This window comes from Pseudarthrobacter sp. NPDC058119 (genome assembly GCF_042884655.1).
In the GTDB taxonomy this organism is placed as follows: Bacteria; Actinomycetota; Actinomycetes; order Actinomycetales; family Micrococcaceae; genus Arthrobacter.
In genome coordinates, this window is sequence record NZ_JBHVTN010000009.1 from 46,789 (window position 1) to 70,484 (window position 23,696).

Annotated in this window: 22 protein-coding genes; 16 read left to right on the plus strand and 6 right to left on the minus strand. The window is 61.9% G+C overall.

The annotated features are described in order from the left end of the window. Positions 1–171: 171 nt before the first annotated feature. From ACFVTD_RS18040 to ACFVTD_RS18090, 11 genes are read left to right on the plus strand one after another with little or no spacing between them, the layout of a single operon-like run. Positions 172–1,248: a CHAP domain-containing protein gene (locus ACFVTD_RS18040; RefSeq protein WP_387565516.1), complete on the plus strand. Its 1,077-nt coding sequence runs from the start codon at positions 172–174 to the stop codon at positions 1,246–1,248. Then, positions 1,248–1,763: a hypothetical protein gene (locus ACFVTD_RS18045; protein WP_387565519.1), complete on the plus strand. Its 516-nt coding sequence runs from the start codon at positions 1,248–1,250 to the stop codon at positions 1,761–1,763. The genes ACFVTD_RS18040 and ACFVTD_RS18045 overlap by 1 nt, the downstream gene beginning before the upstream one ends. Before the next feature lie 40 nt (positions 1,764–1,803). Beyond that, positions 1,804–3,252, plus strand: a complete 1,449-nt coding sequence (locus ACFVTD_RS18050; protein ID WP_387565522.1) for a chromosome partitioning protein ParA — start codon at positions 1,804–1,806, stop codon at positions 3,250–3,252. A gap of 34 nt (positions 3,253–3,286) precedes the next feature. Beyond that, positions 3,287–3,907, plus strand: coding sequence for a DUF6668 family protein (locus ACFVTD_RS18055; RefSeq protein WP_387565525.1), 621 nt, complete (start codon positions 3,287–3,289; stop codon positions 3,905–3,907). After that, positions 3,904–4,173 (plus strand): hypothetical protein, encoded by a 270-nt coding sequence (locus tag ACFVTD_RS18060; protein ID WP_012623549.1) that lies wholly within the window; start codon positions 3,904–3,906, stop codon positions 4,171–4,173. The genes ACFVTD_RS18055 and ACFVTD_RS18060 overlap by 4 nt, the downstream gene beginning before the upstream one ends. Positions 4,174–4,199: 26 nt before the next feature. Then, the gene (locus ACFVTD_RS18065; RefSeq protein WP_387565529.1) at positions 4,200–4,946 is read left to right on the plus strand and encodes a hypothetical protein; all 747 of its coding nucleotides are present in this window, start codon (positions 4,200–4,202) and stop codon (positions 4,944–4,946) included. Position 4,947: 1 nt separating this feature from the next. Next, positions 4,948–6,222 (plus strand): hypothetical protein, encoded by a 1,275-nt coding sequence (locus tag ACFVTD_RS18070; protein WP_387565532.1) that lies wholly within the window; start codon positions 4,948–4,950, stop codon positions 6,220–6,222. Continuing rightward, complete coding sequence (locus ACFVTD_RS18075) at positions 6,209–7,717, plus strand: SCO6880 family protein (protein ID WP_387565535.1); 1,509 nt, start codon at positions 6,209–6,211, stop codon at positions 7,715–7,717. The genes ACFVTD_RS18070 and ACFVTD_RS18075 overlap by 14 nt, the downstream gene beginning before the upstream one ends. A gap of 26 nt (positions 7,718–7,743) precedes the next feature. Next, complete coding sequence (locus ACFVTD_RS18080) at positions 7,744–9,312, plus strand: helicase HerA domain-containing protein (RefSeq protein ID WP_387565538.1); 1,569 nt, start codon at positions 7,744–7,746, stop codon at positions 9,310–9,312. Continuing rightward, positions 9,309–11,078 carry a type IV secretory system conjugative DNA transfer family protein gene (locus tag ACFVTD_RS18085; protein ID WP_387565541.1) on the plus strand — a complete coding sequence of 590 codons (1,770 nt, stop codon included), beginning with the start codon at positions 9,309–9,311 and terminating at the stop codon, positions 11,076–11,078. Before ACFVTD_RS18080 ends, ACFVTD_RS18085 begins: the two co-directional genes overlap by 4 nt. A gap of 10 nt (positions 11,079–11,088) precedes the next feature. Then, a complete protein-coding gene (locus ACFVTD_RS18090; protein WP_387565544.1) occupies positions 11,089–11,529 on the plus strand; it encodes a DUF4913 domain-containing protein in 441 nt (146 codons plus the stop codon). A 93-nt stretch (positions 11,530–11,622) separates the two neighbouring features. Here the strand turns inward: ACFVTD_RS18090 and ACFVTD_RS18095 are convergent, their stop codons facing one another. Continuing rightward, positions 11,623–11,952 carry an Lsr2 family protein gene (locus tag ACFVTD_RS18095; protein ID WP_387565547.1) on the minus strand — a complete coding sequence of 110 codons (330 nt, stop codon included), beginning with the start codon at positions 11,950–11,952 and terminating at the stop codon, positions 11,623–11,625. 1,050 nt (positions 11,953–13,002) lie between these two features. Next, the gene (locus ACFVTD_RS18100; protein WP_387565550.1) at positions 13,003–13,845 is read right to left on the minus strand and encodes an FUSC family protein; all 843 of its coding nucleotides are present in this window, start codon (positions 13,843–13,845) and stop codon (positions 13,003–13,005) included. Between the two features lie 284 nt (positions 13,846–14,129). Here ACFVTD_RS18100 and ACFVTD_RS18105 point away from each other — a divergent pair, with 284 nt between their 5' ends. After that, positions 14,130–14,630, plus strand: coding sequence for a MarR family winged helix-turn-helix transcriptional regulator (locus tag ACFVTD_RS18105; protein WP_387565553.1), 501 nt, complete (start codon positions 14,130–14,132; stop codon positions 14,628–14,630). 113 nt (positions 14,631–14,743) lie between these two features. On the opposite strand, the gene ACFVTD_RS18110 is transcribed toward ACFVTD_RS18105, so the two are convergent. Further along, complete coding sequence (locus ACFVTD_RS18110; protein ID WP_387565556.1) at positions 14,744–15,682, minus strand: PaaX family transcriptional regulator C-terminal domain-containing protein; 939 nt, start codon at positions 15,680–15,682, stop codon at positions 14,744–14,746. A gap of 146 nt (positions 15,683–15,828) precedes the next feature. Between ACFVTD_RS18110 and ACFVTD_RS18115 the strand changes: the two genes are divergently transcribed. Beyond that, a complete protein-coding gene (locus ACFVTD_RS18115) occupies positions 15,829–17,019 on the plus strand; it encodes a cytochrome P450 (RefSeq protein ID WP_387565558.1) in 1,191 nt (396 codons plus the stop codon). Between the two features lie 62 nt (positions 17,020–17,081). On the opposite strand, the gene ACFVTD_RS18120 is transcribed toward ACFVTD_RS18115, so the two are convergent. From ACFVTD_RS18120 to ACFVTD_RS18130, 3 genes are read right to left on the minus strand one after another with little or no spacing between them, the layout of a single operon-like run. Continuing rightward, positions 17,082–18,479 (minus strand): MmgE/PrpD family protein, encoded by a 1,398-nt coding sequence (locus ACFVTD_RS18120; protein ID WP_387565561.1) that lies wholly within the window; start codon positions 18,477–18,479, stop codon positions 17,082–17,084. 20 nt (positions 18,480–18,499) lie between these two features. After that, positions 18,500–19,657, minus strand: a complete 1,158-nt coding sequence (locus ACFVTD_RS18125; protein WP_387565564.1) for a CapA family protein — start codon at positions 19,655–19,657, stop codon at positions 18,500–18,502. Positions 19,658–19,686: 29 nt separating this feature from the next. Continuing rightward, positions 19,687–20,601: a PaaX family transcriptional regulator C-terminal domain-containing protein gene (locus ACFVTD_RS18130; RefSeq protein WP_387565567.1), complete on the minus strand. Its 915-nt coding sequence runs from the start codon at positions 20,599–20,601 to the stop codon at positions 19,687–19,689. Positions 20,602–20,893: 292 nt separating this feature from the next. Here ACFVTD_RS18130 and ACFVTD_RS18135 point away from each other — a divergent pair, with 292 nt between their 5' ends. From ACFVTD_RS18135 to ACFVTD_RS18145, 3 genes are read left to right on the plus strand one after another with little or no spacing between them, the layout of a single operon-like run. After that, the gene (locus ACFVTD_RS18135) at positions 20,894–21,973 is read left to right on the plus strand and encodes an ABC transporter substrate-binding protein (RefSeq protein WP_387565570.1); all 1,080 of its coding nucleotides are present in this window, start codon (positions 20,894–20,896) and stop codon (positions 21,971–21,973) included. A gap of 25 nt (positions 21,974–21,998) precedes the next feature. Further along, entirely contained in the window at positions 21,999–22,847 is an 849-nt protein-coding gene (locus ACFVTD_RS18140; RefSeq protein ID WP_387565573.1) for an ABC transporter ATP-binding protein, read from the plus strand. After that, entirely contained in the window at positions 22,844–23,659 is an 816-nt protein-coding gene (locus ACFVTD_RS18145; protein WP_387565575.1) for an ABC transporter permease, read from the plus strand. The genes ACFVTD_RS18140 and ACFVTD_RS18145 overlap by 4 nt, the downstream gene beginning before the upstream one ends. The last annotated feature ends 37 nt before the right edge of the window (positions 23,660–23,696 follow it).

Here is a 23,696-nt window from a genome sequence, read left to right on the forward strand (position 1 = left end):
GTGCTCGCATGACAACACCGTAGCGGCTAATTAAATTAACCGCTATGCTCGGGGTAGAAGTTGTTCGCCTGCAGGGCGAAGACCGTTTCCAATTGGGGGAAAGCACACGATGACCAAGCTGCGGTTTGCCGCCAGGAGGCCAACCAGGGGCCGCAGAAAGGGCCTCTCGTGATGCAACGCAAATCGCTTGGCCTTGTGGCCCTTATTGCCGTCCCCGCACTCTTCTTCGGGCTGATCTTCTCCATGCTCCTGCTGCTCGCACCAGCGAAGCCTGCTGCAGCAACCTGCGGCCGGGCGGTCACTGTCGTCATCGACGCCGACACAAGGGTTGAGGGCTACACCGAGGAGCAGCTGAAGAACGCCGCTGCAATCATGGGTGCCGGTAAGACTCTGGACCTTTCGGTGAAGGGCCAGATGATCAGCGTCATGGTGGCGCTGGGGGAATCGGGGCTGCGGGTCCTGGACCACGGTGACGGCCCGGGTCCTGATTCCCGTGGGTTGTTCCAGCAGCGCGACAACGGCGCGTGGGGCTCTTACGCCGACCGCATGGACCCGACCATCAGCTCCACGAACTTCATCAAGGCCCTGCAGAAGGTCGAGGGCTGGGAGCTGCTGGAGCCGACGCTGGCCGGCAACAAGGTTCAGCGCAACGCCGACCCGTACCACTACGAGAAGTACTGGCCCGAGGCCGTCAAGCTCGTCCAGGCGCTCTCGGACGGGAAGTTCTCTCTGGAGGGCAGCGACTGCGCCATTCCGGGAAAGTCCCGTGCCGGGGATGACTACCCGTGGAAGGACTCTCCTACCTGGATGCAGGTCGGGGCCGGAGCTGCCGCCGCGTCGCCGCTGGGCATGTTTTACCGCGAATGCGTGGACTTCGCTCTCTGGCGGGTGAACCAGCAGATGGGCTCCACGGGCGAGCCGTTCAAGTTCCTCAACAGCAACTTCCGCCCCGACGGCCAGGGCCTTGGTTCGGCTCTGACGTGGAAGGCCGGCTGGGACGCCAAGGGCTGGCCCACCGGTTCCGTCCCCCGTGTTGGGGCGGTCGTCTGGTACGCGCCCGGCGCCGGGGGCGCTGACCCGACTTTCGGTCACGTCGCCGTAGTGAAGGAAGTCAAGGACGACGGGACCTACGTCGAAGAGGGGTACAACGGCAACCCGCCTCCGGATGACCACAACTACTACACCCGCACTGTCAGCAGCGATGTCCCGTCAGCGTTCCTGTACCTGCCCACCCAAGAGGAGAAGTAATGAAAAAGCCCCTTGCCCTGATCGCCGTGGCCTTGCTTTGCGCCGCGTGCGCACCGGCAGCGAACACGACGCCTGCACCGGTTGAAACCACGGCAGTCACGCCCTCTGCGCCCATTTCGTTGAGCGTCAGCAGCGGCCCGCAGGCTCCAGGGGGCACGGTGCCGGCCACGATCGGCATCACCTGGGATGAGGCCAGCAAGGACGCCGCCATCAACGTTGCGGAGCAGGCCATGGCCGGCTTTGCCCGCCCTGGCGTGGAGGAAAAGCAGTGGGCCAACGATCTTGCCCGCTGGCTGACCCCGCAGGCCACCGCCGACTACTCGGCCGTGGACCCGGCCAACATTCCTGCCAGCCGCGTCACCGGCCCGGCCACGCTGAGCGTCGATGAAACCAACGGCTACGGCGTCATGGCATCCGTGCCCACCGACGCCGGAACCTACACGCTGCAGCTGCTCCGCACGGGCCACGAAGCCCCGTGGAAGGTCAACCGCTTCACACCACCCTCGTCCTCCTAAGCGCCGGAACTGCCCAACTCACACGTAAAGGAAGAAGCCCATGAGCACCACATCAACCGAGGTCCTGGCCTTTCCCAACATCAGGGCCATCGTCCGTGACAACGGGACCGCCGAGGTCGTTGTCGCCGGTAACTCGCGTATCGTCCCTGCCGGGGAATCCCTGCAGGATTTTCGCAACAACGCCCTTGCCCTCGTTGTGGGCGAGGCCCAGACGTTGAACCGTCCCGTCAGGGTCCAGATCGAGGATCCCGAAGGACACGGTGAACTCATCGTGCACCCGGACAACACGATCGAGTCCGTCTCCTACGAGGCACGCCCCGCCCGCCGCCGTGCCGAAGCACCTGAACCCACGTCGGAGACGCCAGCTCCGAAAGTCGTTGAAACCCCGGCTCCTGCGCCTGAGTCTGTGGATGCTCCGGCAGAGCCCACGGCTGCCGCCGTCGCCGCGGTGGACCGCCAGCCGTGGCCCCCCAACCCCGTGGCGTCAGAGGCGACGCCAGCGCCGGCAGGTGCTGTGGAGGAAGCACCAGTGACCCGGCGCAGCTTGAAGGAAACCTCCTTCCTGGTCAGCGCCCCGGTCTTGGAGCCAGCCACGCAGGGCTGGCGGGGAGCGCTCACGCGCCTTGGCCTCCGGATGGACCCGTCCGCCGAAGAACTGTCCGAGCGGGAAGATATCCGCACGGTCAGCCAGCACTGGCCCGGTCCCCGGACCATTGCCGTGGTCAACCGTAAGGGCGGGGCAAACAAGACCCCCACGGTAGTCATGCTCTCGGCCATCCTCGCCCGCTACAGCGGTGCCGCGACCGTCGCCTGGGACAACAACGAGTCCCAAGGCACCCTGGGCTGGCGAACGGAAAAGGGCGCCCATGACCGGAGCGTCCTGGACCTGATCGACTCCTCAACCGAGCTGCTGTCCCCGTCCACGAACGCCGCCGAGATCGCCAAGTTTGTCCACCACCAGACCGCAGACAAGTTCGATGTCCTGCGCTCCGACGAGAACGAGGAAGGCGACCACGAAGTCACCGCCGAGGAAGTGGACATCGCCCACCAGGTCCTCACCCGGTACTACCGGCTGGTGGTCATGGACTCGGGCAACACCGCCCGGGCAGCGAACTGGCGACGGATGATTCACCACACCAACCAGCTCGTTGTCCCGGTGACGGCCATTGAGGACCGCGCAGAAGCGGCCCGGCTGACGCTGCAGACCCTCGAATCCCGGGGCGGCCACGACGCCGAGCTGGCCCGCAACGCTGTTGTGATCGTCTCCGAATCCACCGACGCCAAGCGCACCATGTCCGGGGATGCCTTGAAGCGGGCCAAGGATGAGGCCCAGCGCATCGCTGACGGCTTCGAACCGTTCGTCCGGGCCGTCGTGAGGATTCCCTACGACCCGGCCCTGGTCAACGGTCCCATCCGCTATGAAGCCCTCCAGCCCGCCACACAGCGGGCATGGCTGGCGGCCGCGGCCGCCGTCGCCAAAGGCTTCTAAACCACCTATGAACTTGCTTCCGAAAGGAGGAACCATGCAACAGTCCCTGAACCCCTGGATTACCAGCCCCGGCACCGAAACGCCGGAGGAGGAAGCACTGGACACGTACCTGCCCCCAGCGGCAGTCATCAGTGCTCCACTGAACGGCATGGTCGAACCCGACGCAGCGGACCGGCTGGCCAGCCGCACCATGGCCGGTTCCGCCGCGTTGTGGGTCATCGGCGCTCACGGGGGAGCGGGCGAAAGCAGAATCGCGGACCTCCTTCATGGACGAGCCACAGGGCACTGCTGGCCAGTCCTCCAGGAAGAAAGCAAGCCACGGGTCTTGCTGGTCTGCCGCGCAGACATGCGCGGCCTGACAGCCGCCCAGAGTGCGCTGACCCAATGGGTGTCAGGAGCAACGCCGAAAGCTGAGCTGCTCGGCCTCGCCGTTCTTGCTGACGCGCCGGGGAAGACCCCCAAAGCACTCCGGGACTTCACCGCCATCGTTGGCGGGGGAGCGCCCCGGCTCTGGACCCTGCCGTGGGTAGAGGGTTGGCGGCACGGGGAAACCACAACTCCGCCGTCCCGCGAATACCAACGCTTCATCACCGATCTGGCCGCTCTGGCCACCGACACCACATCAACCACCACCAACCGAAAGGTCTCACCATGAACTACTTCTCCGCACTTGCAACTGGTGTCATCCCCAACCCCACTCCGACCATCCCGGCAGAGGCAGACGGGTTGCTCCTGGTCCTGAACTGGGCCTCCGGCATCGGCCTGGTCCTCGGCGTTCTCGGCGTCATCATCGTCGGCATCGGCATGGTCATCCAGCTCCAGCGCGGCGAAGGCGCACAAGCCATCGGCAAGCTCGGCTGGGTCCTCCTGGGCTGCATCATCATCACCGGTGCCGCCGGCATCGTCCGCGCCTTCGTCTAAGCCAACACCAACACGGGAGGTTCACCATGAGCCAGTCAACAGAGAGCACCACCGAAAGCAATCCGTTCACCAAACCCGGGTTCGTCATTGCGGCCGCGCTGGTGGTTGCGCTGATCGCAGCAACCATCGTGATCTTCCTTCTTCCCAAAGGACAGGGCAACGCGCAGCCGGCCCCTGCCCCGGCGGAAACCAGCGACTCAGCCAATGTCAGCCCCAGTGCTTCAGCTGGGACTGACAAGAGCGTCTGCGGGCTTCCCAGTAGCAGCGAAACTGCACTGGGCACCGCGCCTCAGTCCAAGTGGGAGCTAGTCGGAACCATGGCCGTCCCGACCGACCCTTCAACTGCGGGACCCGGCACTGCGGGCAAGGACGGGCTGCGCTCGTGCTTCGCACAGTCGCCTACAGGCGCTCTCTACGCAACGGCAAACATTTGGGCGGCTTCATTCAATGGCTACGCAAAGGAGGTTTATCTGGAACTTGCCGCTGACAGCCCAACTCGGGACAAAGCGGTAAAGGCCATCAATGAAGGCAAAGCAGTCGGGGGTGGGGACTCCCCGAAGCTCCAAATTGCTGGTTTCATCATCCACTCGTACTCGCCATCAGCAGCCGTCGTGGAGCTGGCGTTCAAGACCGCCGACGGCGGATACGGGGCTCTCTCCACATCACTGCTCTGGGAGGCCGGAGATTGGAAACTGGACATGCCGGCTGCAGGCGGAGGAACGGTCCGACAGATCAGTGACCTGAGTTCATTTATCCCGTGGGCTGGGGTCTGACGTGGCATGTGAATTCTGGGACTTGGCCTGCAAAGCCAAGGAAGGTGCCGGAGAGGTGGTGGCGGGGATCGCGGACGACACCATCGACAATCTGGCTAAGGCCATCATGGAGGGTATGAGCCAGATGGTGACGGCTCTGTCTACCTTCTGGGTTGGGATGCCCACTGTGAACCTGGCCAGTGAGGACGGGACGACTCCAAGCCCAGTTGTTTCTGCGGTCAATAGCGAGTTGATGCCGTGGACGCTGGCGCTGGCGGTTCTCGCCGTGATCCTCGGCGGCATTCGGATGATTTGGGAGCAGCGTGGGGCGCCGCTCAAGGACCTTCTCCGTTCGCTGCTCACGCTTACCCTTGTGTCCGGCATTAGCTTGGGCGTCATCTCGATTCTGGTGGCGGCGGCCGACGAGTTTACTGTCAACATCGTTGACCGTTCCACGGACGGCAAGGGATTCGCGGAGTCAATGAGCATCCTCGTTATGACCAACCAGACCGGGGTCGGAGTGTTCATCCTCATCGTCCTCGGCTTGATCGGGCTGATAGCTTCGCTGGTCCAGATAGTCCTGATGGTAATCCGTAGCGGCATGTTGGTGATCTTGGCTGGGATCCTGCCCACCACTGCAGCGTTCACGAACACTGAAATGGGCCGGCAGTGGTTCCAGAAAGCAGTTGGCTGGACCATCGCCTTCATCCTCTACAAGCCAGCGGCAGCGATTGTTTACTCCGTCGCGTTCCTTCTGATGAGTAACAGCAGTGGGCAGGACGCCTTGGTCGGCTCGATCACGGGCTTCACGTTGATGATTGTTGCCTTGTTCGCGTTGCCGGCGTTGATGCGCTTTGTGACGCCGATGGTTAGTGCCGTTGCCTCGGGCAGCAGCGCTGCAACAGGGGCTGCCATTGGTGCCATCGCTACCGGTGCCGTGTCACTGGGTCGTGGCGGCAGCGGACGAGGAAATGCGGCACCCATCCCTGCAACGGGGACGACCAACGCGGAGGGCACTCACGCCGGCTCTTCGCCGAAGGGCAGTGACGGAGCACCTGGTCCCCGGGGCGGGGGAGGTCAGCCCGCCCAGGGTGTTACGGGTCCGGGAGGAGCCACTGGCGCTGCAACGGCGGGCAAAGCTGGCACAGCAGGAGCAGCGGCAGGCGGTGGGGCAGCAGCAGCTGGTTCGGCAGGCATGGCCCTGGCCGCCGGGGCACAGGTAGCTACCAAGACGTCACAGGCAATCGAAAAGACCGCACAGGATTCAACGGGGGAGGGCCCCAGTGGCAGCAATTAACACCGAATACAAGGAACCGTCCTACGGCAACTGGCGCGTACCGCGCTCCGCCGGCCTGGGCAACCTCGGCGCCATCGGCACCGGAATTGTCATGGCAGGGCTGTTGCTGGGCATCACCACCTTCGCTATCTGGGGCCTGTTCCCAGGCCTCGCTGTGCTCGCCCTTGCAGGGGCAAGCGCCCTGTTGCTCACGGTCAAGGACAAGCACGGCCAGTCCGCCGTAGACCGCTTCGGCACCCGGATGGCCTTCCGGCTCTCCCGGTCCTCCGGAACAAACCTCTACCGCTCCGGCCCCCTGGGGGTGACGGAGTGGGGCATGTACCAGCTCCCCGGACTGGCCGCGAAGTCCACCCTGTACGAGTTCGCCGACTCCTACAAGCGCCCGTTCGCCATGCTGCATGTCCCGGCCACCAGCCACTTCACCGTCATCTTCTCCACCGAACCCGACGGGGCCTCCCTGGTTGACCCTGAGCAGGTCGACGCATGGGTCGCCAACTGGGGCGGCTGGCTCGCCGGCCTTGCCGACGAAGCAGGACTGGACGCCGCGGCCGTCACCGTGGAGACCGCCCCCGACTCCGGGTACCGGCTCCGGAACGAAGTCGAAATGAACATCGACCCCAACGCACCGGAATTCGCCCAAGCAATCCTGCGCGAGGTCGTGGACACCTACCCCGCGGGATCAGCCACGGTCCGCGCCTGGGTTTCCCTGACCTTCAACGCCTCCCTGCGGTCCGGGTCGAAGAAGCGCAAGCCCGAAGATGTTGCCCGGGACCTCGCCTCCCGGATCCCCGGACTGTCAGCCCGGCTGCAGTCCACCGGTGCCGGTATCGCCCGCCCGATGTCGGCGCAGGAACTCTGCGAAGTCGTCCGCGTTGCCTATGACCCGCCCGCTGCGCTGATCATTGATGAAGCCCACGCCGCCGGTTCCCCTGTTGCCCTGACGTGGGGTGAGGTCGGCCCCACCGCCACCCAGGCGAATTGGGACGCCTACCGCCACGATTCCGCGTTTTCTGTCTCCTGGACCATGACCGGAGCCCCCCGCGGGTCCGTGAACTCCTCGGTCCTGTCCCGGCTGCTGGCCCCGCACGGCGACATTGACCGCAAACGCGTCTCCCTGCTCTACCGTCCGATGGACTCCGCGAAGGCCGCCGCTGTGGTCGAGCGGGACCAGAACAACGCCAACGTCCGAATCACCTCCGGAACCCGGCCCACCGCACGCGCCCTGGTCGATGCCCGCTCCGCCGTGCAGACCGCCCAGGAAGAGGCCCGCGGTGCCGGCCTGGTGAACTTCGGCATGGTCGTTACCGCCACAGTGACCGACAAGGACCGGTTGCCTGATGCTGTTGCCGCCATCGAGCAGACTTCCGGCACCGCCAGGGTGCTCCTGCGCCGCGCCTACGGGGCGCAGGACACCGCGTTCGCGGCGTCCCTGCCGCTGGGATTGGTGCTGCCCAAGCACAGCATGGTGCCCTCCGAAATCAAGGATGCCCTCTAATGTCACTCAAAGATGTTTTGACAGCAATGACAGTAAAGCCAGTAAAGAAGGCAAAAAGCACTCGAAAGGACAAGACGGGTAAGCGGCCGAGCGAGGCCGGGCCGGGGGCCCGTGGCTGGGCCGGACGCGGCGGCGGCATGGCGCAGCTCGTCCCGTCCGTGAAAGAGTACCGGGGAACCACGGTTCAGGTCTGCGGCCTGTGGCCGTTCTCCTCCGGCGCGTCCTCGCCCATGATCGGTGTACCGCTCGGCCGTCACGAGGAAACCCAGGGCACGGTCTGCTGCGACCCGATCAGCTGGTTCCAACGCGCCCGCCTCATCTCCAACCCGTCGGCTTTCATTCTCGGCAAGCCCGGGCTGGGCAAGTCCACCCTGGTCCGGCGCATGTTCCTGGGCCTTGCCGCTCAAGGCGTGAACCCCCTGGTTCTCGGGGACCTGAAAGGCGAGCACGTCAAAGCCGTCGAAGCCCTTGGTGGGCAGGTCATCAAGCTCGGCCGCGGTGTCGGCTACCTGAACATCCTTGACCCGGGCCAGGCCGTGGAGGTTGCCCAGCTCCTCGAGGAGCACGGCTACCACGAGGCGGCCACCCGGGTCCGGGCTGATGCGCACGGGCGCCGCCTGAACATGGTCGTCTCACTCATCACGATCAGCCGGAACAACCTGCCCACCGATCAGGAACAGACCATCTTGGACCGGGCGCTGCGGGTCCTCGATGACCGGTCTGACGGGATTCCGGTCCTGAAAGACCTGCTGGACGTGATCGTCTCCGCCCCTGATGAACTCCGCCAGGTCGCGCTGGACCGTGGCGACATGAACGTCTACCTGCAGGAAACCCGGGCGCTGGAAGCAACCCTGCTGGGCCTGACCGGGGGAGGGAAGTTGGGGGAAATCTTCTCCCGGCAGACCACCAACCCCATGAAGCGGGACCGCGCCGTGGTTTTCGACGTCTCCAGCATCGACGAAACCGAAACCGACCTGCAGGCCGCCGTGCTGCTGGCCTGCTGGTCTTACGGCTTCGGAACCGTGAACGTCGCCAACTCCCTCGCCGACGCCGGGCTGGAACCGCGGCGGAACTACTTCGTGGTTCTGGACGAGCTGTGGCGGGCGCTCCGCTCGGGCACGGGCATGGTCGACCGGGTGGACGCCCTCACCCGGTTGAACCGTTCCGTCGGTGTCGGGCAGATCATGATCTCGCACACCATGTCCGACCTGCTGGCACTGCCGGCCGAAGAGGACCGGTTGAAAGCCCGCGGTTTCGTCGAACGCTCGGGCATGGTGATTTGCGGCGGCCTGCCCGCCTCGGAAATGCCGCTGCTGACCTCCGCGATTCCGCTCTCCCGGCAGGAGCAGCAAAAGCTCATCTCCTGGCAGGACCCGCCCGCCTGGGACTCACGTGGCCTCGACGTTGAACCCCCGGGCCGCGGGAAGTTCCTGATCAAGGTCGGCGGCCGTCCCGGCATCCCGGTACAGATCGGGCTGACCTCGATCGAGAAGAACGACGGGTTGAACGATACCGACACCCGCTGGCACGCGCCGGCGAAAACGCTGATGGACCCGGCAGCACCTGCACTGCCGGCCGAAGGAGGGTCACTGTGAGTGCACCGAACCGCAAAGGCATGGGCCTTGAAGATGCTCTGCTGGTCTGGCTGGCTATCGGTGCCATCGTCGTGTTCGGCGGCGGCACCTATTCCGCCGTCCACCTTGGGTCCTGGATGGCCGGCATGGCCGCGCCCCCGGCCCACCCCATCGACCTGATCGCGGGGCTCATCAAAGGCCGGGTTCCCTGGCCAACCCAGTCCACCATCGTCGTGTGCGTCATGGCCGGCCTGATTCTGGCGCTGGCCGTTGTCGTGCTCGTGGCGTGGCGGAAAGGGGCATCCAAACGCGCACGGGTCGACAAGGCCGCCCGCTACCTGGGCCGCGGCAAGGCCCTGGACGCGTTCTCCGAAAAAGGGGCGCAGGCCAAAGCTGAACGACTCGGGATCAAGGACAATCCCGGGATTGTCGTCGGCAAGGTGGTCTCCACCGGGCAGAAGTTCGTCCAGTCCTGGGAAGACCTCAGCCTCGACATCTGGGGACCCCGAACGGGTAAGTCCACCTCGCGGGTGATGCCTGCGATCCTGGACGCGCCAGGCGCCGTTGTCTCCACGTCGAACAAGCGTGACGTCGTGGACGGCACCCGCGGCGTCCGCGAGAAAGTGGCCCCGGTGTGGGTGTTCGATCCGCAGAAGATCGCCCAGGAAGAACCGGACTGGTGGTGGAACCCCCTCTCCTACGTCACGGACGAAGAGAAGGCCTACAAACTCACCCAACACTTCGCCGTCGGTTCCCGGGTGCCCGGGTCAAAGCCGGACGCCTACTTCGATCCCAAAGCCGAGGACATCCTCTCCTCGTACTTCCTCGCCGCAGCCCTCGGTGGCCTGCCGATCACGCAGGTGTACCTGTGGGTGACCGAGCAGGTCAGCCAGGAACCCATCGAAATACTTAAGGAACATGACTACGAGCTGCAGTACAAGGGGCTGGAGTCCACGCTGAAGCTGGCCGACAAGCAGCGCGACGGTATCTTCGGCACCGCCGAGAAGATGATCCAATGCCTCAAGAGCAGGAACACGCTCCGCTGGGTCGCCCCGAAAGGCGGTGCAAGCGTGGCAGGGGACGGGCGACGGCAGTTCAACCCGCACGCCTTCGCCGCCTCCCAGGAAACGATCTACATCCTTTCCAAAGAAGGGGCAGGCTCGGCCGCTCCACTCACCACGGCGCTGACAGTGGCTATCGCGGAGGCGATGGAGGAAAGGGCGGAGCGGAGCGGCGGCCGGCTGCCCAAACCGGCGCTGTTCGCCCTGGACGAGCTGGCCAACGTTGTCCGCTGGGCCGGCCTGCCGGACCAGTTCAGCCACTACGGCTCCAAGGGTCTAATCGTCATGGGCATCCTGCAGTCCTGGTCCCAGGGCGTCGAGCTCTGGGGCGAGGCAAACATGCGCAAGATCTGGTCCGCCGCGAACGTCAAAGTCTACGGCGGCGGCGTCGCCGAAGAAGGCTTCCTCCGGGCGCTTTCGGACCTAATTGGGGACTACAGCTACATCAACGTCTCCGTCTCATCCGGGAAGTCCGGGTCAAGCCGCTCACGCCAGGAAGCAAAAGAACGCATCTTCGACGTCTCCAATCTCGCCGAGCTGGACCGCGGCCGCGCCGTCATCCTCGCCTCCGGTGCACCCGCCACACTGGTCCGGACCATGCCCTGGTACACCGGACCCCACAAAGAAGCCGTCGAAACATCCATCAAAAAATACAGCCCCCGGCCCGAGGAAGAGCCGGCACCAGTGGCAGCGGCGGCGAACGCGAATCCATGGGTAACCGGGTAGGGGAGTAGGCATGACGATCGACATCGGCCGGTTCGGCGAAGCACCCGGCCCGGACGTAGAGGCACCCGGGGCCGACTCTGGCCAGCAGCAGAAGCAGCCAGAACTGGTCTACGGCTCGGCAGAGGAATTCCTGCACGAGCAGCTGCTGCCCACCTACGTCCGCGACGTCGATGGACGCGCCGCTAAATGGTGCCTCGAGTGGTACTTCCACCCAGAAGCAGTCTCCAGGGTGGAAGCACTGTGGCGGGCATGGGAACACCTTCGGCTCGACGGAGCCACCGGCATCAGTGTGTGGTTCAGAGACCACGCAGACCACCACATGAGCGTACTTATGGACCCCCGCGGACCATTCTTCAAATGCGATATGCAAAAACACCGCGACCCCGAACACTTGGAGCCCAAAAAAGCCCCGGCCGGGTGGTTTCCCGACGTTCGCACCATTCCTGCCTAACAGCAACATCCTGCAGGATTACCTAACGAGCCAAACAAAAATCAGGGCTGGAACCAGTTATAGGTTCCAGCCCTGATTTCTCTTTGCTCTGGTTCAGTGAGCGGCTTCGTACTTCTCCACGACGTCCGCCTGAATACGCCCTCGCGTATTCACCGGAATGCCATTCTCAGCCGCCCACATCCGTACCGCTTTCGCGTCCGGGCCGCCCTGCGAAGCCTTGCTACGCCCCGCGGGACGGCCACGTCCACCCGATACTTTGCGCCCGGCGTTGGTAAAGCGGGCCAAGGCGTCACGCAATTCCTGAGCGTGGCCCTCATTGAGGTCAATTTCGTAATCACTGCCATCGAGTGCGAAAGACAAAGTCTCGGTTGCTTCCGAGCCGTCAATATCATCTTCCAGCAGCACGACTGTCTTTTTTGCCATGAATTAAGGCTAGCAGTCCTATGAGTAACCAGATTCATCGATTAGAAGCGGTGGCTCAGCAACACTCTCACCTCGTGATGATGCTTTTACATCTTGCACTGAGCATTACAGCACCAAGGCGAGTACGTAGCAATTGAGCTGTCCACAGTTGGGGTCAATCCGGATTGTCCACGGCTGGGATCGGGAGCCCTTGAGGTAGCTCCCTCAACAGCAGTAGCGGTGGATAACCCACCAGGATTGTCCCAGGCTGTGGGCAGCGGAAGCACGCCCAGACGGTCTCTGGACAATTGCGCAACAGCCTGTAGCGCAATTGCTGACGCGTTCCGATGCCAAGGCCTGCCTACTCACTTGTGGAACCTGGTTATCAATAGGTATATACCGGGTCACCGGTCGTTGGCTCGCACTCCGGGTACATCCGGACGCCCTTCGCGTTGGGCAGAAGATGGGACTTAGTGCCGCAGTAGGGGCACCGTGCGGGCCGCTTTTTGTCACTCATCAGAAAGTGACGAGGGTCGTCCGCCACCCATTCCCCCGTGGACCACTCCGGCTTCCACGGGGGCAACGGCTCCGGCCTCCGTGCTCTGTTGCGTCGCATTTTCAGAGGTAGCTCGGACTGTGACGGCGCCTTCCCAGGCTTGTCATCACCAGCCATTTACGTCTCCCTTTTCCATCCACCGTCAAAGTGCCCCTCAACCTCACGGAGGCGCTAGGTTTCACTGCCTAAAGTCTGCACGAACCTCATGGCGCCGAAAAAGGCCCCTCACGGAAGGGGGGGGCCGTCTAGAAGCTAGATGAGAGCAGTAAGGGTGGAAGAGGGTGCAATGACCGATGCCAGTAGCAGGAACTCGGAATATCCGCACGGCGTGGTCTGTGGCGGCGCGAATGTCAGGTTCAGATCTAAGACCGATCAGCGGCCTTGTGTAGGAACCGATTTCGAGAACCTATCCTGACGAAATTTGAAGTGCTGTCTGACGTCAGGGTGGGGTGTAATTCAACCTGATGGTTCCATATTTAGTTCCCCCGCAAGTCCTCATTCTCGCGCCCCGAAAGCTATCCCGATTGTTCCTCCGGGTGCCTTAGATTGTGTGTCACGACAATCAAGACCATCACAACGGACAAACCAATGCAGGTTTCAAGAGCGCGGTCGGCCAGCAATGGGCCGAGTGGCTGTGGATGGTTTAGAAACATCATGCCAATGGTCAGGGGTGTGAGGAAGAGCATCGCCAGTCCGTAATTGCGGGCCACCATGAGCTCTGTCAGGGCAGTCAACAAAGCCAATACGACGATGAGGACAGCGCCGCCGGGCGCCCAAAAGAGCAAAAGGCCGGTGACGCCGATGCCCAGAAAGGTGCCTATCATTCGGTGGGTTGCCCTGGCCAGCTGCCCTGACGTTGTCGCCCCGATCACGGGCACGATGGCAGTAACCATAGCCCAGTAAGGGTGCGCGAGACCGCCTGCGAGACTCAACATGCCTGCCGTAGCTGCAGCGAGCAGGCAGGCAAGGGAGTGCGCGGCAATCAGGGGCAGGGGCAGGCGCCGGGAAGCTGCTGGTGCCTGCCGGGCCGGGACGTCGCCTCGACGTAGGCGGGTGACGGCCTCAAGGGCTCCTCCGACGATGGTTACAAGCAGTGTAAGAACAGCTGAGCCGGCAGCTGTTGCGGCGATCAGTGGTAGCCCGGCGTTTCCCGGAGGGGTGTAGGCGCTTACTGCGAACGCGAAGACAAAGAAGAGGCAGCCGGAGGGTGCCCATTGGAGCAGGTCGGCTGCCGCAGAGCACAGGCAGGCGACAAGGGCTGTTGCCAGAACGGTGGTCCAACCAGGAAGGTCTGCGGCCGATACGGCGGCCCCGATAAGAATCAACAGGACCAGAACAGTCGAGGTCTGCAGTTGCATTGTAAGACGTCGGGGCAAAGAGGCGTTGCGCCCAAAAACTGCTGCCGTCGCTGCAAGTATCGCAAAGGAGGATAACTCGATCCTGTTGAGTGACCACAGCATAAGGAGCGGCAGCAGGGCTGATGCCCCGGCTCGGACGGCGACCCGATGGGCGCCCGCATGGGGACCGACGGCAAGGAGCTGTCTCACTCGCGGAATTGCAGCGACTGATGGTGAGGTCACGATCCTCCAATTAGAAAGTATTTCGCTGGCGAAGTACTTTTACTTTACAGTACGGTTGCTACATGAAGGACTCGGTGGATGGCGTTGTGGAGCAATGGCGACTAAGGCTGCCTTCGATTGAGGTGGAGGCGGCCGCCGTCTTAGGGCGCGTCCACCGCATATCCCGTATTGTCCAGCTGCAGAGCGAAGCGGTTCTTGAGGAGGCCGGCCTGACGCGGGGCGAATTTGACGTCCTGGCAGTTCTAATGAGGCACGGACGCCCACTGGCTCCCACTGAAATCGCGGCCGCACTCTCGGCTTCTCCGGCCGGAACGACCAAGAGGGTGCAGAAACTTCTCGCGGCTGGGCTGTTAACCCGGAGACCACACGAAAGTGACCGACGCAGCGCGCTATTGGATCTCACTCCGAGGGCCCGGCAGGCCATACCCCCGCTACTCGAAGCGATCACCGGCATAGAGCGAGAATTGCTCTCAATATTGCCCCGGGATGAAACCAGTCGCCTCAACCACGCACTGAGAGTCTTGCTGGTGGAGTTGGAGTCCAAGGGGCCTGGAGGCGCCTGAGAAGCTACCCCGCCAGCTTCTTGCTAGCGCCGGGCCGTAGGCATTGCGGCGTTTTTGCCCGGTTGCGGGAAAGCTGCCGGGCGCCGCGGGACGTTCGACGATATCAAGGAAGGCTAGGATAGGCCGCCGGTCCCCACGGTCATTTTGCGCGGGTCTCCGATCGCCGGTTCCAAGTCTGCGACTTCGGCGGTGCTGAGCGATCTGACTGACGGTATAAGTTCAGCCGCGCTCTGTCCCACATGGTGACGCATGCGCGCCTCCGCGGCCGCGGCTAAGCCATCGTAGGCTTGTTCGAACAGCTTTCGCGCCATAGTCAGTGGCCAGTCCGCCGGCAAAAGATCCGATGGCAAGTCGGGATGGTTTTCACCCAGGTTTCGCCAATCTCGAAGTGTCTCGATCCGCAATCGGAGCGCGTCTGTGGGAGAGATTTTGTTACTACGCAATGCATCAACAATTGGTGCTGTCCGTGCGATGAAAGACTCCAGTAGCGGCCTTACAGCTTCCAACTCAAAGGCCGAAACAGGGTCACCCTCCCCGCCGAAGGTAACAGAGGCTGCGCCAGTGAAGACGGTGATGCGGTCAATTCCAATATTGAGCATTGCCTGACGGGAATCTTCCGCTAGTGGCCATGGACTGACCCAGACTCCGTCATACAAAAGCCCAAATCCGGACTGCCGAAGAATCTGCCGAGCCTGGTGCCTGAGGTGGCGCTGGTCCTCGCTCACTGAAAACGTCGCAACGGTCCAAGTGCCGTCCCATTCGGTAAGGACCCGGCCAAAGTCCACTATTTGCTTCAGGCGGCGCCGCTGACGGCTGTGGGCCGCTTCCGTCAGGGCATAGTAGGTGGACCTACCTCGTTTAGAAGGTTCAAGGAACCCCTGCCGGGCGACGCGGCTTAGAGCATTCCGTGAGGCTGTTTCGCTTAGGCCGAAGTCACCCAGAACATCTACGAAAAAGGTCGAAGGGACTTTGTCCTCAACACCCAGAAAGTAAGTGCCCAGGAGCGTCAGCAGGAACTGCTGGGAGCCATGCACCGGCTTTGCGTTAGTCATACGTCAGTTCTTCCATCTGGAACACCTGACCGCAACTCTATCCTTGCCACTTATCTTGACGCTAGTTACAACAACTGCGAACCTTGAGGGTGAACTGCAAACCCCAGTGTTGGTCGGCCCGAACGGCCGCCGTGAAGGAGGCAACCATGGCTCACCCCAAACATCCGAACGAATTCGATCCTCTCTATGTCGAGACATTTGATAATTCGCACATCTACTACGAAGAGATGCGGAAGAAATGCCCCGTGGCTCACAGCGAGGCATTCGGCGGTTTCTGGGCACTTTTTAAGTACGAGGACATCGTTAGGGTCCAGACAGAGCATGAGAACTTCAGCACTGCTGAGAAAAACGTAGTTCCCCCGGCGACGCGCAATCAGGGAAAGAGGCCACCACTGCACTTCGACCCGCCGGAGCACGATGTGTACAGGCGGCCCGTTACACCTGTGTTCAACAAGAGTCGAATGGCTGTTCTTGAGCCCGAGCTCCACCGTTTCGCCGACGAGTTGATGGACCCCCTGGTAACCGCAGGAAGATTCGACTTCACCCTGGATTTCGCGGAGTACTTCGCGGCGAGGGCGTTCGGCTTGATCTTGAAACTACCTTTGGACATGATGCTGCGCGCAAGGGAAGTGCAGGTGCAGTATTACCGGGCGCAGATGGCGATGGACAAGGAACGAGTGATCAGGTGGAGCGATGAGCTTTACCGCCTTGCCGGTGACTTAGTGAATGACCGGAAAGAGAACCTTCTTGATCCCAATGAAGACCTCATTTCGGCGTTGCTGCTTGCCGGCGAAAACGGGGAGGCCATCTCTGAGGAGATGGTAGTGGCGAGCATCCGACAATTCCTGTCCGCATCGCAAGCCGCTCCAGGAGCAGTCCTGGGAAGTATCGCGGCGCATCTGGCGCAGGATTCGGAGCTGCAGCAAAACCTCCGGGATAATCCGCATCGTATTCCTGACGCAGTGGAAGAGTTCCTTCGCCTCTATTCCCCCTACCGCGTATTCGCGCGCACAGCTATCCACGACGTGGATATCCGCGGCAGGGCCATTCCCTCCGGAGAGCCCATCGCCATGATCTTTCCCTCGGCGAACCGGGATGAAGACGTCTTCGAGAACCCCCACGAGTTCAGCATGGACCGCAAGCCCAACAAGCACATTGCCTTCGGCAGGGGTCCCCACCGCTGCCCGGCTTCATCGCTGGCGAGACTCGAACTGTGCGTTGCGACTGAGGCACTGTTGTCGAAGACTGCCTCTTTCGAGCTGGACGGAGAGATTAAGATGACGGATTGGCTGGAGTTCGGTCCCTCATCGACGCCGCTGAAGGTCATCGCCGCCTGACCGTTCCTGCGCTCGGAAATGTCCGTGCCCCGCAAAAAGACAGCAGGGCACGGACATATCTTTTAGGCGTGGGTTGAGGCTTGGCCAGTGATGCGGGAAGTGCCCGCATAAAGCAGGCCTGTGACGGGAATATCGCTGTGGAGCCATGACCGGATTTGGCGGCCAACACTGTCCACTTCGTCCGGTCCGACAGTTTCATCAGCGCATGCATGGACCTTCTGCTGCAAGTCATGCCACGTGAAGGGCTGTGACGGCCCTCCGGGCGCAACGGCGCGCGCCTCCATATCCTGGCCGTGTTTCCGTTGGACAACGACCCTGGCTGAAGGAGCGATGGTGAAGGACCTCTCTTCTTCCTCCCCGACAGCCACCTGCACGAGCGAGGCGAGTCGAACCACCTCGGGAATGGCAAAATTAGCCGCTTCCAACGCTGCGTAATGGCTGGGATCGTTGCCTCCCAGGACAAGTCGCATGGCCAGGCTGAGGTGGAGACTGAATTGGGCTCCAGTCATGTCAGTGACGTGGGGTCCCAGCCGGCCGCAGTGCTCAGCTGTGGTCTTGTCTGTATAAACGGTGATGCCCGCTACGTCATCGGGTTCAAGTCCCTGCCGCCGGAGTTCTTCGAGTGCCGCAATGGGTGCGTGGTTACCCGTGCAGGTGCTCCATGATTTCACTCCGAGGCCGTCAAGATGCCAGTCGTACCCGAGCCTGCGGCTCACCCTGTCCAAGGACACCCTCCTGCCACCGAAGGCTTGAGCGAATCCCCTTTGTCCTTCAATCGATTCAAAGGGGGCCGTAAGACCAAGTTGCGCCAAGTAGGCCGCCCTAATTCCATTTGAGGCGGCGAATCCTGCATGTATGCGCTTGATCTCACCACCTGTGCGCGTGAACTCAGTCGTGCCTCCCGCTTGGGCCACGGCGATGCCAAGTGCGTGCTGGGCGGTGCGTTCTTCCAAGCCAAGCAGGCTAATGGCCGCAGCCGCTGCCCCGATGACCCCGAACACACTGGTGACGTGAAAGCCCCGATCCTGTGTCATTTCCGGAGACATCGCGAGGCCCAGCCGGATTATTGTCTCTGTTCCGGCGGAAATGGCAGTCAGCGCTGCCCGGCTCCCAACGTTAAGGTCATCTCCCAGGGCAAGGACGGTGGGAACGACGGCACACCCGGCGTGGACGGCGGCGGACACATGGTAGTCATCGAGCTCGAATCCATGCATCGCTGTTGCATTGACAAAAGCGGCCAGTGCGGGCCGAAGCCTTTTGTTTATGCCGATGACAGAGCTCCGCCCAGGACTTCCTTCTTCGAGGGCGTAGCGCCGTGCCGCTTTCGTCCAGGACCGGTTGCTGCCTGCGTGCATCGCCCCGTAACCGTCCAACACCTGACCGGCTGCCTGCTCGCGCACCTCGCCGGGAACGTCTTCCCAGCGAAGGCCGGCAGCAAAGACTGCAAGTTCCTCAGTCAAGCCTCTGTGTGTGCTCTCCATCAGAGGTTGACCTGTGACAGGTCCACCGGGCGTACCTCATCACCTTCGCGTCTGTAGTCCGTTTCGAGTCCGGCCTCTTTGCTGATGGTGCGCATGTAGTCCACAACCTGTTCGAACCGCTCGTCTTTACCGCGCAGAAATTCCGTCTGCGAGTTGTCATTGATCCAGCCAGGTAAGAAACCGAATCCCACAAGCTTTCCGTCCTCGACCATGAGTTTCGCAACGATTGTCTTGCGTGAGTCAGGGGGGAAGTTGAAGGTGGAATGGAAGTTGGGAATCCAGCCAGGGTTAAGGGCCAGAATCTCCTGAAAGGCAGGTGTGGCAACTTGCTCCGGCGTCACGCGGGTGTCCATCGCAAAATTGGCGAGACTGTAGAAGATGGGCACGCCGCGGTAAATCTCGATCCCTTTGAGAATGTGGGCGTGGTGCCCGATGATCGCATCGGCACCGGCGTCAACGGCTGCGTGCGCCACGTCGCGCTGGTAGTCGGCGATCTGTGCCGGGATGAAATGGATTCCCCAGTGGACCGACACTACGACAAAGCGTCCCAGCAGTTTTTCGCGCCTGATGTCCTGCACGAGGTTGTCCAGGTCTTCCCGATGCGGAAACGTGTGGATACGCGCCGGCGTACCCGGCTGATCGTGCTCCACCTGTTCATAGACGGTAAAAGCCCGCATCGGGGCGCATCCGGGCCGGTTTTCAGTTGCCCAGAAACTGTGGGGCAGCACCGAGCTGTAGGAAAGAAAAGAAATCTCGGTTCTTCCGTGTTGGACTACTGCGGGACGCCGTGCTGCTCTGATGTCGGCGCCAACGCCCACTACTTTGGCTCCGGCTGCGGCAAGGTGCTCTGCAGTGTCGAGCATTGCCTCAGCCCCGAAGTCCATGCAGTGGTTTCCTGCGAAGGAAATGACATCGAACCCTGCCTCCACCAATGCTTTCGCGTCACTGGGTTTTGCTTTTACCGTATGCCGCACCTGCGGCAGCCTAGAGCCTTGGTCCGAGAGGACGAACTCAAGTTGGCCGAAGGTCACGTCTGCTGACTGTAGAACCTCCCGGTTCAGTTCAAAGAGTTCTGCGGCGTCCACCCGGTCCGGCCCTATGTCCCCCACTGCCAGAACAGTCAGCGGTTCGTTTTCGGTGTGTGTAGTGGTTGTCATGTGTTCCTTTTCTTGATCAAAGACGTACATCAGGTCCTGCCGGTCAAGGGGCCCAGGCCCCGGGCCGGCAGGTGCAGATCGAGCAGTTCAACGCTCGTCATCGAGCGAACCTCTCCAGCCAGATCCGCGGAGAACTCCGCAAGGAGGGTGCGAAACCGGTGATCAGCGAGTTCGGAAAGGCCGTCATATATTTCTACGAAAGCCTCCCGCGCTCTCTGTACCGGCCAGTCGTGGGGGAGCAGTCCGGCTGGGAGTAATGGATCGTGATCCGGGAAGAAACGCCACTGGTGCATCACGCGCGCCCGCTGCCGGAGCGCCTCGGCGGAACCGACCCTGCCAGCACGGATGTCCGCCCTCAGGCTCCGCGAGGATTCGATGAAATTTTCATACTTCTCTCGAAGGGCCTCCAAGGAGAAGACGCTCACGGGATCAATGCCACCAAACGCCGCGTCCCCAACAGCTCCGGAGAGCAGTGTGAGCTTCGGGGCGTCGAGATCTACAAGAGCTTTGCGCGCCTGTTCAGGCAGCGCGCCTGGGCGCACCCACACGCCGTCATACAGTACGGCGAATCGCATGGCCGCCAAGCGGGAACGTACAACGTGGCGTTGTGCCCGAAGGTTCTCCGGCACAGAGAACAAGACAACTGTCCAGGTACCGTCCCAGGTCTCAGGGTTGTCCCCGAAATTGACGATCTCACTGAGGCGCTCCGCATGGTGGGCATGAGCCTCAGGGCTCAGGTGATAGAAGGTGTTCCTGCCTGGCTTGTGTACTTCCAATAGGCCCCGTCCGGCCAGACGGCTCAACCCGTTCCTGGCGCCCACCGCTGTGACATCGAACTCCTGCAGCAGCTTCACCAGGAAGCCGGAGGGTATGGGCCGCTTTTGACCAAGGAAATAGGTTCCAATGAGGGTCAGCAGCAGGTCCTGTGAGCCGGGACCAGCCATTAGACGCTGCTCACGTAAGTCATCCCAGCGAACATCTCAAGGTCGTAGGGGAGCAACCGGACCGGTCTTAGCGCATACATGCTTCACACTCCTTATTTAGAACAGCTCAAAGGCTCGCATTAGTTGTAACGAACGTCAATTGTTCTGATGAATATTGCCGTCTCCAGTCCACGCGGAACCCCTTCGAGCGGAAGCGTAATCCTCACCGGACTTGTTGACGATCGTTACGACATTTGCGATAGTTGCTGGACCCTCATGATGTCGTGCACATCACATTGATCTAGGAGTAGTTGTGAAAAAACGGTCAACGTTGCCCGCTTTCCTCGGAGCAATCGCCGCCTCAGCTCTTGTTCTGACTGGCTGTGCGGGTGGATCCGCAAGCGAAAAAAGCGCAGATCCGCAGCAGTTGAAGGTGGGACTGTTCTCGCCCGACGTGACCTTCGGGGCCTTCTACGCGGCTATCGGCCCAGACGGTGAACTCACAAAAGTCCTCAAGGACCGAAACGTCGAACTGAAAATCGAAACGATCCCTTCAGGTTCAAATCTTGTCGCTGCTCTTGCCAGTGGCTCAGTTGATGCCGCCATCGTTCCCGGCACCTCGGTCCTGGGAGTTGCTTCCCAGGGCGGACAGATGGTCCCGCTGATGAACATGTTCGATGGTCCTTCCCAGCAGATCATCGGCAACTCTTCGTCCAAGCTTGGCGGCCCTGGCGACATCAAGGTTTTCGACAAGAAGCGCTGGGCCTTCACCCGCGTCGGTTCGATCTCTGAGATAAGTGCCAAACTTACGGCAGAAAGTGCCGGCCTAAGCTGGACGAACCAGGAGCGCCTGCCCTTGGGCAGCGGATCGGAAACCCAGGCAGTGCTTGAATCAGGCAGGGCTGACGTTCTCTCTACCTCGCCAAACAATGCCGCGACCGCCGTCGAATCGGGCGCCGCTTATCTCGTGGCCAATCCCCAGGAAGATGAATTACTTCCCATTGCGAAACAGCTGAACGCCGTCTTTGCCTCATCTCCCACTTTCACCAAGGCGCATCCAGAGCTGACCCAGGACATCGTCACCGCCCTGGTCAAGGAACTCAACGTGCTGGCATCGGCAAAGTCGCCGGCCGACTCCCTAGCTCCCATGAGCGGCGACTTCAAGAACGCCGTCGGTAAGTCCTGGGACCTTCAGTGGCAGTACTCGAAGTCGGGCTTCAGCAGGGCAACCGGCGGATTCTCACAGAAGGAAGTCGACCAGACGCTTGCGGGTGCCAAACTCGTAAATGTCGTCAAGGAAGACTTCAATCCGGCTTCCGGGCTCTTTGACAACTCCTACGTTCGCAAGGCCTATGACAGGTTGTCCCTTAAGACGCCGTCGGACCTCTCCTAACCCGCAGCGAAACGAAAGCAGTCCCATGGCATGGAATCAGGCAATGCACGCTCCCGCGCAAACAACCGAAACCACATCCCCAGCAATCGACATTGTAGGCCTTACACAGACGTACACCTCCAAGATTGGCACCCACACCGCCATCCAGGACGTCAACCTCAGAATAGGGGAAGGTGAATTTGTCTCAATCGTCGGCCCTTCGGGATGTGGAAAGTCCACCATCCTGTACCTGGTCGCAGGGCTAAGGGAACCCTCCGAGGGCCGCATCAGCGTCCTGGGGCGTGCGGTCGATGCGCGAAAAGGACCCCACCCGGATGTCGGCTTTGTCTTCCAACGCGACGCGCTCCTGCCGTGGAAGACGTCACTCCAGAATGTCGCCCTCGGCCTGCGCTACCGCGGAATGGCGCAAAAGGAGGCCAACGCCCAGGCCCGCGAGTGGCTGGAGCGGGTTGGCCTCCACGGCCGGGGAGACTCCTATCCGCACCAGCTCTCGGGAGGCATGAGAAAGCGGGTCTCGATCGCAGCAAGTCTGGCGCTGAAACCCAAAATCCTCCTCATGGACGAGCCTTTCAGTGCCCTCGACGCGCAAACCCGCAACCTGATGGAGAACGACCTCCTGAAACTGTGGGAGGAAGACCGGCAGACCGTTGTGTTCGTAACCCATGACCTGGAGGAAGCGGTGGGTCTGTCCGACCGCGTGGTTACCATGACGCGAGGGCCGGGTTCCGTACTCACCGATCGGAAAGTGGCCATATCCCGCCCGCGGAACCTCCTGGAGCTGCGCTTCGATCCTGAGTTCACGCATATGCACGAGGAACTCTGGAGTGACCTTCGGGAACAGGTCATGGGGTCCGGGCTAAGGAGCGGCGCGTGACTGCCGCACCTGTCGATAGCCAGGTGACTGCGGCAGCGAGGATCAAAAGGCGCGCTCACCCGGCGGCGCAAGTCGTCACCGCCCAGGTTCTCATTTGGGGTGCGCTTATTCTGGTGTGGCATTTGACCGCCGTCACTGTCCCCGGCATGGCGTCCTTGATCGGATCGCCGCAACTGGTCGTCGAAAGACTCGCCAAGTGGACTGCAGACCCTGCATTTTGGTCCAATGCAGGAACAACAGTCACCAGTGCCCTGACGGGCTTTGTCGCAGGCGCTGCGACCGCCTGCCTTGTGGTGGCGATTACCTGGCCGTTCCCCCTGATGCGCCGGTTTCTGGCGCCGTTCCTCATCATCGCCAACGCGGTGCCCCGTGTAGCGCTGGCACCTTTGTTTATTTTGTGGTTCGGCATCGGAACAACGTCAGCGGCGATGTTCGTGACGTCCATCATCTTCCTTATCGTCTACCTCAACGTCTTCAACGGTTTGTCCTCGATCGACACGATTTATGACCAGAATGCCCGCGTCCTTGGTGCTGGCAGGATGTGGCGTGCAACCTCCGTGTACGTCCCGGCCGTCACGGGCTGGCTGATGAGCAGCCTCCGCCTCGCCCTCATATGGGCCATCCTCGGAGCCGCCCTGGCCGAGTACCTGGCTGGCTCGAGAGGCCTTGGCTCCTATCTCGCGCGCGGCAACATCCTTGGCCAGCCGGACCTCCTGCTTGGAGCCGCCGTTGTTATAGCCATGTTGTCGCTGTTAGCAGACCGCGCTCTGGCGATCATTGAAAGGAGATTTACCCAGTGGCGGCTATTTTAGGTGCGCGCAGGAGTTCGAAGGCACTCATGGTCGTGGC